This window comes from Pseudotenacibaculum haliotis, from assembly GCF_042684245.1.
Taxonomy (GTDB): Bacteria; Bacteroidota; Bacteroidia; order Flavobacteriales; family Flavobacteriaceae; genus Polaribacter; species Polaribacter haliotis_A.
The window spans coordinates 15,447-28,287 of the sequence record NZ_JBHULH010000003.1; the positions used below are offsets into that span (position 1 = coordinate 15,447).

Below are 12,841 nucleotides of genomic sequence, written 5' to 3' on the forward strand. Positions count from 1 at the left end.
TGCCGAGAAAAGGGTTATTTGCTTATAATTTGGTTTTATTGATGTGTCTTTTATATGATATTTCCTTGAATTTTTTTATGAATTCTTATCGCATGACTGTCTGACATTCTGGAAACATAGGTACAAACAGCCATGATTCTTTCGTAAATCGAGTTGGACTGGACCTTAAATTCTTGAGGAAGTAGGTTGAGTAGTAGTTTGTCATAGTTTGTGGTTTTTCCTGTTTGATGATTGTTCAGTGCAGTTACAAAAACATCTAACAGATCTGCTATGATCTTATATCCCGCCACCTCTTTTTCTACAACTTCTTTGCTCTTGTAGATTTTTGACACACTGATACTAATAATGTCGTTAATCTGTGCCTCATACTTACATTTATCTAACAAAGATTTCTCAAATTCTCCTTTTAAAATTTGTTCTTCATTGCTCAAAAAGATATCCACAGCTTCATTGATCAACGTATTAATTGCCAAAGCTCTTAAATAACTCACTCTGTCTTTTTTAAAGGTTAATGAGTGATACTTGGCTGTATCAATAGAATTCTTAACAAGTTTGATCAAGTATTCCAATGCAAATTCTTCATCGATCAATCCAAGGTTGATTCCATCTTCAAAATCAATAATAGTATAACAAATATCATCCGCAGCCTCTACCAAATATGCCAGTGGATGCCTGTAATATCCTATATCTTCTGAAGTAGATTTTCTAAGTAAGCCTAAATCTTCAACAAGGTCTGAGAATGCCTCTTTCTCTGATTGGAAAAAACCGTATTTCTTATCGGCAATATGAGCTGTTGGTTTTTTAGGAAGTGACTCTTTCGGGTACTTCATAAAAGCTCCTAAAGTAGCATACGAGAGTCTTAACCCTCCACTAATTCCTTCTCTACTTTCTGTTAAGATCTTAAATCCGTTTGCATTTCCTTCAAAATCAGTAAGGTCTTGATATTCTTTTTCGGTCAGTTGCTCTTTGTATTGCAAGCCTCTTCCCGACTTAAAATACTCTCCTATTGCTTTTTCTCCTGAATGACCAAAAGGAGGGTTTCCAATATCATGCATCACAGATGCCGCAGCAACAATAGCTCCGAAATCATTAAATGTATATCCCAATGCTTTTAAAGACGGATGTTTCTCTAAGATTGCTTTTCCCACTCTTCGTCCTAAAGTTCTTCCTACTACAGAAACTTCCAAACTATGTGTTAATCGTGTGTGCACAAAATCGGTTTCTGATAATGGAATCACTTGTGTTTTGTCTTGCAAGCTTCGGAAAGCTTCGGAAAAGATGATTCGATCAAAATCGACTTCAAAGCCTAATCGTGTTTCATCTTGCTCTGCTCTTAGTCTTTTTTTGGTGTCTCCAAAACGTTTTAATGATAGTAATTGTTCCCAGTTCATATGTTATTTCCCTGTATTGACGTAGGTCAATAGTTTTGTAAATGAATTCGTTGTTTTTTTAATATTCCCTTTGTCATCAATTAAAAAATAACGTGGAAACATTTTAATTTTTAAGTCCTCCTTCAAATTCGGAGTTCCTTTATATTGGTTATAGTTCTTCCAACTATAGTTGTGTTTTTTCAGGTAAGATATCCATTTTTCTTTATTCTTGTCTATAGACATCCCTATGACCTCTATCTTTTTCTTTTTAAGGGATTTTATGTTTTTCTCTATCAATTTATGATCTTTCACACAAGGCAAACATTCTAAGTACCAAAAATCTAAAATGTATTGTTTGCTTTTGGTTAAAACTACCTTTTCTTTTGTTTTCTCTACGGTATTGAATGTGTATGCATCCAACGGAATTTTTTGTTGACTATGACCATAGGAGTATATGGAAAAGAGGATACTAAGTAGCGTTAATCTTTTTATCATGATGATCTCTAAATAAAAAAAGAATCCCAAATATATTGAGATTCTTTTTCAAACTTAAATTAATTAAACAGATTCTAAGATCCGCACATCAAGCAATCGTCATCTGGAGCTGCATTTCTGGAGGCATCAACCATTGCTTTGAATTCTTCTGCCGACATTGGTGCATCTTCTTCAGTCTTTTTATCCTTTTTCTCTTGAGTTAAGGTAAACTGAATTGCATTTACTGCCGATTTTGTTCTTAAATAATACATTCCTGTTTTCAATCCTGATTTCCACGCATAGAAATGCATAGAAGTTAACTTCGCAAAGTCTGGATCTTGCATAAACAGGTTTAACGACTGAGATTGATCAATGAAGTATCCTCTATGGCGAGCCATATCAATGATATCTTTCATACTCATTTCCCATACTGTTTTATAAAGGTCTTTTAAATCTTGTGGAATCTTTTCGATATGTTGGATCGATCCGTTTGCACGCATGATCTCTTCTTTCATATTGTTGTCCCATAAGTCTAATTCAACAAGATCTTCTAATAAGTGCTTATTTACTACAATAAACTCTCCTGATAATACACGTCTTGTATAAATGTTAGAAGTGTATGGCTCAAATGCTTCATTGTTTCCTAAGATCTGAGATGTAGATGCTGTTGGCATTGGAGCTACTAATAAAGAGTTTCTTACTCCGTGCTTTTGTACATTCTTACGTAGTTTTTTCCAATCCCAGTTACCACTTAATTCATCTTCTTTAATTCCCCACATATTGAATTGGAATTCTCCTTCTGACATTGGAGACCCTTTATATGTAGAATATGGCTCTTTTGCTTTTGCAATTTCCATCGAAGATTGAACTGAAGCAAAGTATAAAGTTTCAAAAATGTCTTGGTTTAATTTCTTAGCTGCATCAGACGTAAATGGTAAACGCAACATAATAAAGGCGTCTGCCAATCCTTGTACTCCTAATCCAACTGGTCTGTGGCGGAAGTTAGAGTTTTCAGCTTCTTTAACAGGATAGTAGTTTCTGTCGATTACCGTGTCTAAGTTTCTGATTACTTTCTTCGTAACATCATACAGTCTCTTATGGTTGAAGAACTTTTCTCCTTTTTCGTTCTCACTAATAAACATTGGTAATGCAATAGATGCTAAGTTACATACTGCCACCTCATCTTTTGCAGTAAACTCCATGATCTCTGTACACAAGTTAGATGAACGGATCGTTCCTAAATTCTTGTGATTCGACTTACGGTTTACATGGTCTTTATACAACATGTAAGGAGTTCCTGTTTCAATTTGAGATTCTAATATCTTCTCCCAAAGCTCTCTTGCTTTGATGGTTTTTCTTCCTTTTCCTACTTTCTCATACCCTTCGTATAATTTCTCAAACTCATCACCATAGGTATCAAATAAGTGCGGACATTCATTTGGACACATTAAAGTCCAGTTTCCATCTTCTTGTACTCGTTTCATAAACAAGTCTGGAACCCACATTGCATAGAATAAATCACGAGCTCTCATCTCCTCTTTTCCATGGTTCTTTTTCAAATCTAAGAAGTCAAAGATATCAGCATGCCATGGCTCAATATATACAGCAAATGATCCTTTACGCTTTCCTCCTCCTTGATCTACATAACGCGCAGTATCATTGTACACTCTTAACATTGGCACAATTCCGTTAGAGGTACCGTTGGTTCCTCTAATATAAGATCCTGTAGCACGCACATTGTGAATAGATAGTCCAATTCCTCCGGCAGATTGCGAGATCTTGGCTGTTTGCTTTAATGTATCGTAGATTCCATCAATACTATCGTCTTGCATTTGTAATAAGAAACAAGATGACATTTGAGGTTTTGGTGTTCCGGCGTTGAATAAGGTAGGGGTAGCATGTGTGAAGTATTTTTTACTCATCAACTCGTATGTAGCGATGGCTTCATCGATATCGTTCAAATGAATCCCAATAGACACACGCATTAACATGTGTTGTGGTCTTTCTACGATTTGTCCGTTCAACTTTAATAAGTAAGAACGTTCTAAGGTTTTAAACCCAAAGAAATCGTAATTAAAATCTCTACTGTAGATAATAGTAGAGTCTAATTTCTCTGCATTTTCTTGAATGATATTGTATACCTCGTCAGATAAAAGCGGTGCTTTTTTTCCTGTTCTTGGGTTTACATATTCGTACAAATCAGTCATTGTTTCAGAGAATGACTTCTTTGTGTTCTTGTGTAGGTTAGATACGGCTATTCTTGCTGCTAATTTTGCATAATCTGGGTGAGCAGTTGTCATTGTTGCTGCGATTTCCGCTGCCAAATTATCTAATTCTGAAGTAGTTACCCCGTCGTACAATCCTTCGATTACACGCATTGCTACTTTTACGGGATCAACGATCTTGTTGAGTCCGTAACACATTTTTCTTACTCTGGCCGTGATCTTATCAAACATCACCGGCTCTTTCTTGCCGTCTCTTTTTACTACATACATGCTATTGTTTGTTTTATAAGTTAGTTTTGATCGCAGAAACTGCGATCTTGTTTAGTTGATTTTATTTGCTTGTAGCCTGATGATATTCAGGCAGTCCTCTTTTTAGAAAGATCTCTAAAAATCTGCATCAAAACTGATGCTCCCCGTTCCTCCGGATTTTACTCCGGCTTTTTGATATTCTGATACTCTTTTTTCGAAGAAGTTGGTTTTTCCTTCTAGAGAAATCATTTCCATAAAGTCAAATGGATTGGTTGCGTTGTATACTTTCTCACAACCGAACTCGACCAATAAACGGTCGGTTACAAACTCTAAATACTGAGTCATTAATTTTGCATTCATTCCAATCAAACTAACAGGTAATGATTCGGTAATGAATTCACGCTCAATATCCAATGCACTTACAATAATTTCAGAAATTCGCTCTTTTGGAACTTTATTCTGTAAGTGTTTGTTGTGTAAGTGTACAGCAAAATCACAGTGCATTCCTTCATCTCTAGAGATTAACTCGTTAGAGAAGGTAAGCCCTGGTAACAGACCTCTTTTCTTTAACCAGAAAATAGAACAAAATGCTCCTGAGAAGAAAATTCCTTCTACTGCGGCAAATGCAATTAATCTTTCTGCAAAAGAATCAGATTCGATCCATTTTAAAGCCCAATCTGCTTTTTTCTTAATCGCCGGGAAAATTTCGATAGCTCTAAAAAGCCTATCCTTTTCTACTTCATCTTTTACATAGGTGTCAATTAAAAGGGAGTAGGTTTCTGAATGTATATTTTCCATCATGATCTGGAATCCGTAGAAGAACTTTGCTTCAGAATACTGTACTTCATTTACGAAGTTTTCTGCCAAGTTTTCATTAACGATTCCATCAGATGCAGCAAAAAATGCTAAAATGTGCTTGATAAAATAGCGTTCGTCATCTGTTAAACGCGTTTCCCAATCTGTTAAATCTTGGTGTAAATCAATCTCTTCCGCTGTCCAAAAACAAGCCTGTTGCTTTTTATACCATTCCCACAGGTCATCATGTTGGATTGGAAATATTACAAATCTGTTATCATTCGGCTGTAAAATTGGTTCTATTGCAGACATTTTTGTATTAGTTTAATTGATTTGGGACTTTTTATACTGAAAAACGATGCTAACAAAGATTGAAAAAAAAGGGACAAATAAAAAGCTCTACTTATTCACAAATACCGCTAAGTTTTTAACAAAATTGGATTATGTTAAGAAATTTGCTCTTAAAAATTAATTTTGTAAAAAACTGATTATCAATTAATTACTTTGTTAATTTTTTGTTAAGCCCTATGTTTACTGAGATTCTTAAAACGACTTTTCACAAAAAAAAACTACTTAGTTTATTAACAAAATTTACTTGGTGTTTTTATTGATTTTTCTCCGTTTTTATCCGGGTATGAAAAAATTAAGAAAAAACCTTTTACTACCATTAATAAAAAGTACCTTTATCCTTTATTAATTATATACACATTTACAGTGAAACAAGGAACAGTTAAATTCTTTAACGAGTCCAAAGGATTCGGATTTATCGTTGAGGATGGTTCAAAACAGGAGCACTTTGTACACGTCTCTGGACTAATTGACGAAGTAAGAGAAGGTGATGCAGTAGAGTTTGAATTAAAAGAAGGTAGAAAAGGGTTAAACGCAGTAAGCGTTAGAGTAATCTAATAATTATAAGTTACTTTTTTACAAAAAACCAGTGGAGCTTCCACTGGTTTTTTTGTTATATGATATGTATTATTATTTTGCTATAACGTTGCAGTAAGGCTAATAGAAACTTCAACATTAAAGTCAATAGGTCCGTCTACTGCAGATCCGGAAAATTGGATTGTAACCGATGAATTGTTCAAGAAAATTGTTTCTAATTGATCTAAAACATTCGTGTCTGTTATTTCAAAAACAGTTCCGGCTTGTGCCGCTTGTGAGATATTTACATTTGAAATGGTAGATACCGTTACTCCGTTTACCGATAAGGTTGCAGATGTAATGGTTGCTGCAGAGTTTCCGCTTGCCGTTAAGTATCTGTAACTTAAGTTATCTATATTAATAGATGATACTTGGCTTAAATTGGAAATAACATTATTTAAATCTTGATTGATCGTTTCATCATAATCTACACTAGCGTTTGATTGTGGAATACTGATTGAAACGGATTCTGTGATAGAAGTGCTTGCTGTAATCTCTACAGGATCAGAATTTACATCACAGGACATCACAAATACCGCAATGAATATAAGGGTGAAAACTTTTTTCATTTTTATATGTTTTACCGATAAAGGTAGCATTTTTAAGCTTAAATGGGGTGTTAATTTTTATTTATGTTCTGCGGCAATCTTTTCCAATTCGCAAAACCAATCGTCTCCAAACTTTCTAAGAAGAGCCTCTTTTGTAAACTGATATACAGGCACTTTTAATTCTTTTCCTAAAGTGCAAGCATCGTCACAAATATCCCATTTATGGTAATTTACAGCAGCAAACTCACTATAATCTTTTACCCTAATTGGATATAAATGACAAGAAATGGGTTTTTTCCAATCTACAACTCCTTCATTATAAGCTTCTTCAATTCCACATTTTGCCATATTGTTCTCATCAAAAACTACATAAACGCATTCAGAATCATTTATTAATGGTGTTTCCAATTCACCAAAATCACTTACAATAGACGTTCCTTGATCTTCAATGGCTTGAATTCCTTCTTTTCTTAAAAAGGGTTTTACTTTTGGATAAATCTCTTTTAAAATCTCTACTTCTTGCTTGTCTAGTGGGGCTCCGGCTTCTCCAGCTACACAGCAAACTCCTTTACATTTAGACAAATTGCACACAAAATCCTTCTCGAGGATATCTTCTGAAACTATTGTTTTTCCTATCTGAAACATGCAGCAAAAATACAGTTATTTTTTTCTATTTATTTAGATCTTACCTCAACTATCTTAGTTAATTTTGCAAAAGAAAAACTTACAATGGGACTAAATTTTAAAGAAATTTTCACCGCATTCATGGTTTTGTTTGCCGTGATTGATATTATAGGTAATATTCCTATTATCATCGATTTACGAAAGAAAGTAGGACATATTCAATCCGAGAAAGCTTCGATTATTGCCGGAGGAATTATGATCATCTTTTTATTTGTGGGACAAAGTCTACTTTCATTGATTGGAATAGATGTAAACTCCTTTGCTATTGCTGGAGCTTTTATTTTATTTTTTATTGCTTTGGAAATGATCTTAGGAATTACCCTATACAAAGAAGATGATGACGGCGGGATTACTGCAACTGTCTTTCCATTGGCATTTCCGTTAATTGCCGGACCCGGAAGTTTAACAACCTTGCTATCGTTGAGAGCTGAATTTGAAATTCAGAACATTATCATTGCTGTTGTTCTCAACGTAATCCTTATTTACATCGTTCTTAAAACCTCATCAAGAATAGAGCGTATTATAGGGCCTAATGGAATTAAGATCATCCGTAAAATATTTGGTGTTATTCTATTAGCTATTGCTGTAAAACTATTTGCTCATAATATAAAAGCCTTGTTATAATCATGTTTGATGCGTTAATTATAGGTGGCGGTGTGTCAGGTATGCAATGTGCCTTGGTTTTAGGTTCTGGGCTTTCAAAACCATATGCTCAGGGAAAAAAAGTAGGGGTCATTACACATCAAAGATCTTCTCACTTACAAAATGCTTTATTTAATAATGTTTTAGGCTTAGAAACCGGTACTTTAGGAAGTTCAATTCTCGAAAGTGGAAAGCAACACTTGTCTGAGAACTACTCAGATGTTCTGCAGATTGAGAATGAAAAAGTAGATGTTGTGGGTCAGAAAGATGGTTATTACCTGATTACTACCAATAAAAATCAATACAAATCTAAGGTCGTTGTCATCGCACTTAATTACGCGAAGCCTTTTTCTATAAAAGGTTTGGATGAGTTCTTAGAGCCTCACAAAAGAGCAAATCCTGCGAAGGACAGAATTCAATTAAAAAACAAAGATCACCTTATCAAAGAAGGTTTATATGTTTGTGGTACGTTGGCTGGATGGAGAAGTCAGTTTGCCATTGCAGCAGGTAGCGGAGCTAGTGTTGCTACCGATATATTGACACTTTGGAATGAGGGAACCCCCACCAAGGTTCATGATAAAATATAAATAAAAAAGCCCTGCTGTTTAGCAGGGTTTTTTTTTATTCTACAGTTACTGATTTTGCTAAGTTTCTTGGTTGATCCACATTTTTGTCTAACATCACTGCAATGTGATACGAAAGTAATTGTAATGGGATCGTTGTTAAAAGAGGTGTTAAGGCCTCTTCTGTATCCGGGATCTCGATTACATGATCTGCAATCTCTTTTACTGTAACATCTCCTTCTGTTACAATTGCAATAATCTTCCCATTTCTTGATTTAATCTCTTGGATATTGCTTACTACCTTTTCGTAATGTCCTTTGTTTGTTGCAATCACAAACACAGGCATATTCTCATCAATTAAAGCAATTGGTCCGTGTTTCATTTCTGCCGCAGGATACCCTTCAGCATGAATATATGAGATCTCTTTTAGTTTTAACGCTCCTTCTAAGGCTACAGGGAAATTAAATCCTCTACCTAGATACAAGCAGTTTTTTGCATCTTTATATACTGAGGCGATCTCTTTTACATGATCATCAATTTGTAAAAGCTTTTTAACCTTGTCCGGAATCAATTGCATTTTTTGCAAGTACATATGAAACGCAGAATTAGAAAGCGTTCCTTTTGCTTTAGCCAATTTCAATGCAATCAAAGATAATACTGTGATTTGAGTAGTAAATGCTTTTGTAGATGCTACTCCAATCTCCGGTCCAGCATGTGTATATGCTCCGGCATGTGTTTCTCTGGCGATTGATGATCCTACAACATTACAAACTCCAAAAACAAATGCTCCTTTGGATTTTGCCAATTTGATTGCTGCTAATGTATCTGCTGTTTCTCCGGATTGTGAAATAGATATCACTACATCTTTTGGAGTAATGATCGGGTTTCTATATCTAAATTCAGAAGCATACTCTACTTCTACAGGGATTCTAGCCATATCTTCGAAAAGATATTCTCCTACTAATCCTGCATGCCATGAAGTACCACATGCTACGATGATGATTCTATCTGCGTTTAAGAATTTTTCAAGATTGTCATCAACTCCAGCCATTTTAATGATTCCTTCATCAGCTAACATTCTTCCTCTATAGGTATCTATGATGGCTTTAGGTTGTTCGTGAATCTCTTTTAACATGAAGTGATCATATCCTCCTTTTTCAATCTGCTCTAAGCTCAATTGAAGTTCTTGGATATTTGCATCAACCAAGGAATCATCCATGATCTTTCTCACCTTTACTTCTTTTCCAAGCTTGATAATTGCCATCTCTTCATCTTCTAAATAAATGGCATCTTTTGTATACTCAATGAAAGGTGAAGCATCAGAAGCAACGAAAAATTCTCCAAGGTCTTTTCCAACTCCTATAGCAATAGGGCTTCCTAGTCTGGCTACAATAATTTCATTGGGTTTTGTTTTATCAAAAACAGCAATTGCATAGGCTCCTATAACTTGTGTTAAAGCTAATTGAACTGCTTTTCCTAGTTTGCAACCTTCTTGCTTTTTTACTTCTTCAATAAGGTTTACAAGTACTTCTGTGTCTGTATCACTTTGAAAAGTATATCCTCTTGAAATTAGCTCTTTTTTAATTGTGTCATAATTTTCAATAATTCCATTATGCACAATTACCAAGTCGCCTGACTCTGAGAAGTGAGGGTGTGAGTTTACATCATTAGGAACTCCGTGAGTTGCCCAACGTGTATGTCCAATTCCTATGCTTCCTTGTTTTCTACTAGTTTCTTTGTTTGTAATCTCTTCTAGATCTGAAACTTTCCCTTTGGTTTTAGACAGGTGCATCTTTTCCCCATCAAACATCATTACTCCTGCACTATCATATCCTCTGTATTCTAGCCTTTTTAGGCCATTTATAACAATAGGATATGCTTCTCTGTGACCGATATATCCTGTTATCCCACACATAGCTTATTATTAGAATTTTGGTTAGTTACCTAGTTAGTCCTGTTCTGTTTTTTTAGAATATGATATCTTCAGTGTTGCTTTTCTTGCTCCATTCAACGTTCGGTGGTCGTGAAGCATTACCGCCTTTGGGTTCCAATTATAAGTATCTACAATCGTATCTAGCGGATTTACTGGCAGATCTGAGGGGTTTATCACTTTCAATCCTAACAAAGGTAAGTAATCTATTTCACCAGAGACCAATTCAGAGATATAATCTGTGATTTTGAAGGTATATTTATCAGGTCTTTTGTCACCATCTAAGCTTAGGTTTCCTCCTACAGCATCTTCTCCTTCTGTTACATAATCTAAAATCTGACTTCTGTTAGGTTCATTGTTTTTTACACCATCTTTAAAGAGAAATAATCTAAATGGCGTTGCAATAGTATCAAACCTAACAATATTTTGGTTTACATGTAAAGTAAGGGTTGCATCATTGACCAACCAATTCTTAGTTCTAAGTTCTTCTAACTGATCTGCAATTCCGTTATTGTCATTATCATCTCCTAGTACTTTTATCTGCGCCATCGACCCTGCTGTTCCTTGAATTGCAAAATCTCCTATTTGCGGAGTGTTTCCTGGGGTCATTGTGTAGGTATTGTTTCTAACACCTCCTAATAAGAAAGAGTCTGTTTTGGTAATTGTATCAATAACCTCTGTCCCAGATTTTAACACTGTATTGGTGTAAAATATTTGAATAGATGGTCTTAGGTTTGTATTACCAAAATTGAAAGAAATCATTGACCCGTCTGCTCCTTCTGCCTGAATCTTTATTCCTCTGAAATAATCATTGAACGCATCTTGAGAAGAAAAGTCTTCTGTTTGATATCTATCAAAGAAGAATTGCTTCATCAAAGCCTTCTTTAAAGGAATTCCTACAAAAGGAACTGAGTTATTCAATTTAAAATCTTCTGTTTCATAAGCAATCCCATTACTTAACCTACGAACAACTTGTTTTGTTGTATCGGCAGGATTAGGAACAAAAAGACCATCAGCAAAAACATTAAGATTTGTCGCATCTAATTCATATGCCTCATCAGACTGATAATTCTTTTGTTGTGTTGGATCCTGTGGGTCTAATGTGTTTAAGAATGAAGTAAGTCTAAATACATTTAACTTAAAAGGTACTACAGTGTTTCCAATTACAGAGTCTAACCTGTATTCTGTAACTCCGCCTGTAACACCTATAGCAGAAGCTTGGTACGGAAGTACTAAAAACGCAGTATCAATTGTTGTAATTACAGTTGTATCTGCCCCATATTCTTTGTCTACCAAAGTAAGATCTGATGGGATTTCCAATTGAGAAATAATAGATGCTTCTATTTTCTCGTAATTGTCATTCTTATATACACCTAATAGATACTGTCCTAATACTCCTCCAATTGCCAGTCCGTCTGCACGAACACTTTCAATATTTTTAGGTGTTATCTCAATTTCTATGAGGGTATCGTGGGTTGTAAACTGATTGTTGGTTACAATAGAGGTTCCAATATCTGTAAAATCATCTTCACATGAAATAACAACGTTGAAGAAAAAAGCCAATACCACTAGGGTAATGAAGGGTCTTAAATATTTTTTTAACATAACTACTTTTTATTCTTGAGAAATAACTTCTCCGTAAAAATTTAAATAAGGATCAAAAGAGTCTTCGCTCTGATATGAAAGGACCGGAAGTCCGTTTTCATTAATCGTGTCTGACAGTTCTTTAGGAATAATTTCGCTTCCTAGAACTACAGCATCGGAATTTGTCACAGCGCTCTTAATGATGTTGGTGTAGTTGGGTGTTTCTAGTATGTTGATTTTTGAATCTGAAATTTTGTCGAACTTTACTTTCTCAACAAGCTCTTCATTTAACGTTCCTTCAAAATCTTTATTATAAACTGAAGTTACAATTTTACTTTCTGCAAAAAGTGGCTCTTCACTGTAATATTCTTTCAAGTAAAGCGGCAATAACGATGCCATCCATCCATGAACATGAATAATATCTGGTGCCCAGTTGAGTTTTTTAACAGTTTCTACAACTCCTTTTGCAAAAAAGATAGCTCTTTCGTCATTATCCGGGAATAACTGATCGTCTTCATCGGTAAAAATAGCTTTCCTTTTAAAGTATTCGTCGTTGTCAATAAAGTATACCTGCATTCTTTCTTTTGGAATGGATGCTACTTTAATAATCAACGGCATATCCATATCATTGATTATCAGATTCATTCCCGACAAACGAATTACTTCATGCAATTGATGCCTTCTCTCGTTAATAACTCCAAAGCGTGGCATAAAGATTCTGGTTTGAACTCCTTTTCCGTGTGCTTTCTTTGCTACATTAAATGCGGTAGATGCTATTTCCGTTTCTGGTAAGTATGGTACTACTTCCGATGAAACATACAATATTCTCTTATCTTTCATTAAATCTAAGCCT

12 protein-coding genes are annotated in these 12,841 nt (G+C 34.9%); 3 read left to right on the top strand and 9 right to left on the bottom strand.

Translation table 11 applies throughout. The annotated features are described in order from the left end of the window. Positions 1 to 50: 50 nt before the first annotated feature. The 4 genes from ACFSRZ_RS05590 to ACFSRZ_RS05605 all read right to left on the bottom strand — a co-directional run bounded on the left by ACFSRZ_RS05590 (position 51) and on the right by ACFSRZ_RS05605 (position 5,425). Positions 51 to 1,391, bottom strand: coding sequence for a deoxyguanosinetriphosphate triphosphohydrolase (locus ACFSRZ_RS05590; protein WP_379665545.1), 1,341 nt, complete (start codon positions 1,389 to 1,391; stop codon positions 51 to 53). Positions 1,392 to 1,394: 3 nt separating this feature from the next. Beyond that, the gene (locus ACFSRZ_RS05595) at positions 1,395 to 1,865 is read right to left on the bottom strand and encodes a TlpA family protein disulfide reductase (RefSeq protein WP_379665546.1); all 471 of its coding nucleotides are present in this window, start codon (positions 1,863 to 1,865) and stop codon (positions 1,395 to 1,397) included. Positions 1,866 to 1,939: 74 nt separating this feature from the next. Further along, entirely contained in the window at positions 1,940 to 4,339 is a 2,400-nt protein-coding gene (locus ACFSRZ_RS05600; protein WP_379665547.1) for a ribonucleoside-diphosphate reductase subunit alpha, read from the bottom strand. Positions 4,340 to 4,453: 114 nt separating this feature from the next. Beyond that, positions 4,454 to 5,425, bottom strand: coding sequence for a ribonucleotide-diphosphate reductase subunit beta (locus ACFSRZ_RS05605; RefSeq protein ID WP_379665548.1), 972 nt, complete (start codon positions 5,423 to 5,425; stop codon positions 4,454 to 4,456). Positions 5,426 to 5,827: 402 nt separating this feature from the next. On the opposite strand from ACFSRZ_RS05605, the gene ACFSRZ_RS05610 reads away from it, so the two are divergent. Continuing rightward, a complete protein-coding gene (locus tag ACFSRZ_RS05610; protein WP_379665549.1) occupies positions 5,828 to 6,019 on the top strand; it encodes a cold-shock protein in 192 nt (63 codons plus the stop codon). 80 nt (positions 6,020 to 6,099) lie between these two features. On the opposite strand, the gene ACFSRZ_RS05615 is transcribed toward ACFSRZ_RS05610, so the two are convergent. After that, positions 6,100 to 6,606 carry a hypothetical protein gene (locus ACFSRZ_RS05615; protein WP_379665550.1) on the bottom strand — a complete coding sequence of 169 codons (507 nt, stop codon included), beginning with the start codon at positions 6,604 to 6,606 and terminating at the stop codon, positions 6,100 to 6,102. A gap of 57 nt (positions 6,607 to 6,663) precedes the next feature. After that, positions 6,664 to 7,230, bottom strand: coding sequence for a DUF3109 family protein (locus tag ACFSRZ_RS05620; protein ID WP_379665551.1), 567 nt, complete (start codon positions 7,228 to 7,230; stop codon positions 6,664 to 6,666). Positions 7,231 to 7,314: 84 nt separating this feature from the next. On the opposite strand from ACFSRZ_RS05620, the gene ACFSRZ_RS05625 reads away from it, so the two are divergent. Next, positions 7,315 to 7,893, top strand: coding sequence for a MarC family protein (locus tag ACFSRZ_RS05625; protein ID WP_379665552.1), 579 nt, complete (start codon positions 7,315 to 7,317; stop codon positions 7,891 to 7,893). 2 nt (positions 7,894 to 7,895) lie between these two features. Next, positions 7,896 to 8,498, top strand: coding sequence for an NAD(P)/FAD-dependent oxidoreductase (locus ACFSRZ_RS05630; RefSeq protein WP_379665553.1), 603 nt, complete (start codon positions 7,896 to 7,898; stop codon positions 8,496 to 8,498). A gap of 34 nt (positions 8,499 to 8,532) precedes the next feature. On the opposite strand, the gene glmS is transcribed toward ACFSRZ_RS05630, so the two are convergent. Genes glmS through ACFSRZ_RS05645 form a run of 3 tightly spaced genes read right to left on the bottom strand, consistent with a single transcriptional unit; the run spans position 8,533 to position 12,828 of the window. Continuing rightward, the gene (glmS, locus tag ACFSRZ_RS05635) at positions 8,533 to 10,389 is read right to left on the bottom strand and encodes a glutamine--fructose-6-phosphate transaminase (isomerizing) (RefSeq protein ID WP_379665554.1); all 1,857 of its coding nucleotides are present in this window, start codon (positions 10,387 to 10,389) and stop codon (positions 8,533 to 8,535) included. A 33-nt stretch (positions 10,390 to 10,422) separates the two neighbouring features. Beyond that, on the bottom strand, positions 10,423 to 12,009 hold the full coding sequence (locus ACFSRZ_RS05640; RefSeq protein WP_379665555.1) for a DUF4270 family protein: 1,587 nt from the start codon (positions 12,007 to 12,009) through the stop codon (positions 10,423 to 10,425). Positions 12,010 to 12,018: 9 nt separating this feature from the next. Beyond that, the gene (locus ACFSRZ_RS05645; RefSeq protein WP_379665556.1) at positions 12,019 to 12,828 is read right to left on the bottom strand and encodes a glycogen/starch synthase; all 810 of its coding nucleotides are present in this window, start codon (positions 12,826 to 12,828) and stop codon (positions 12,019 to 12,021) included. Between the last annotated feature and the right edge of the window lie 13 nt (positions 12,829 to 12,841).

Excerpts from the sequence above, each read along its gene's own strand:
- ACFSRZ_RS05590 (WP_379665545.1), bottom strand. The coding sequence starts at position 1,391 with ATGAACTGGGAACAATTACTATCATTAAAACGTTTTGGAGACACCAAA.
- ACFSRZ_RS05595 (WP_379665546.1), bottom strand. The coding sequence starts at position 1,865 with ATGATAAAAAGATTAACGCTACTTAGTATCCTCTTTTCCATATACTCC.
- ACFSRZ_RS05600 (WP_379665547.1), bottom strand. The coding sequence starts at position 4,339 with ATGTATGTAGTAAAAAGAGACGGCAAGAAAGAGCCGGTGATGTTTGAT.
- ACFSRZ_RS05605 (WP_379665548.1), bottom strand. The coding sequence starts at position 5,425 with ATGTCTGCAATAGAACCAATTTTACAGCCGAATGATAACAGATTTGTA.
- ACFSRZ_RS05615 (WP_379665550.1), bottom strand. The coding sequence starts at position 6,606 with ATGAAAAAAGTTTTCACCCTTATATTCATTGCGGTATTTGTGATGTCC.
- ACFSRZ_RS05620 (WP_379665551.1), bottom strand. The coding sequence starts at position 7,230 with ATGTTTCAGATAGGAAAAACAATAGTTTCAGAAGATATCCTCGAGAAG.
- ACFSRZ_RS05625 (WP_379665552.1), top strand. The coding sequence starts at position 7,315 with ATGGGACTAAATTTTAAAGAAATTTTCACCGCATTCATGGTTTTGTTT.
- ACFSRZ_RS05630 (WP_379665553.1), top strand. The coding sequence starts at position 7,896 with ATGTTTGATGCGTTAATTATAGGTGGCGGTGTGTCAGGTATGCAATGT.
- glmS (WP_379665554.1), bottom strand. The coding sequence starts at position 10,389 with ATGTGTGGGATAACAGGATATATCGGTCACAGAGAAGCATATCCTATT.
- ACFSRZ_RS05640 (WP_379665555.1), bottom strand. The coding sequence starts at position 12,009 with ATGTTAAAAAAATATTTAAGACCCTTCATTACCCTAGTGGTATTGGCT.
- ACFSRZ_RS05645 (WP_379665556.1), bottom strand. The coding sequence starts at position 12,828 with ATGAAAGATAAGAGAATATTGTATGTTTCATCGGAAGTAGTACCATAC.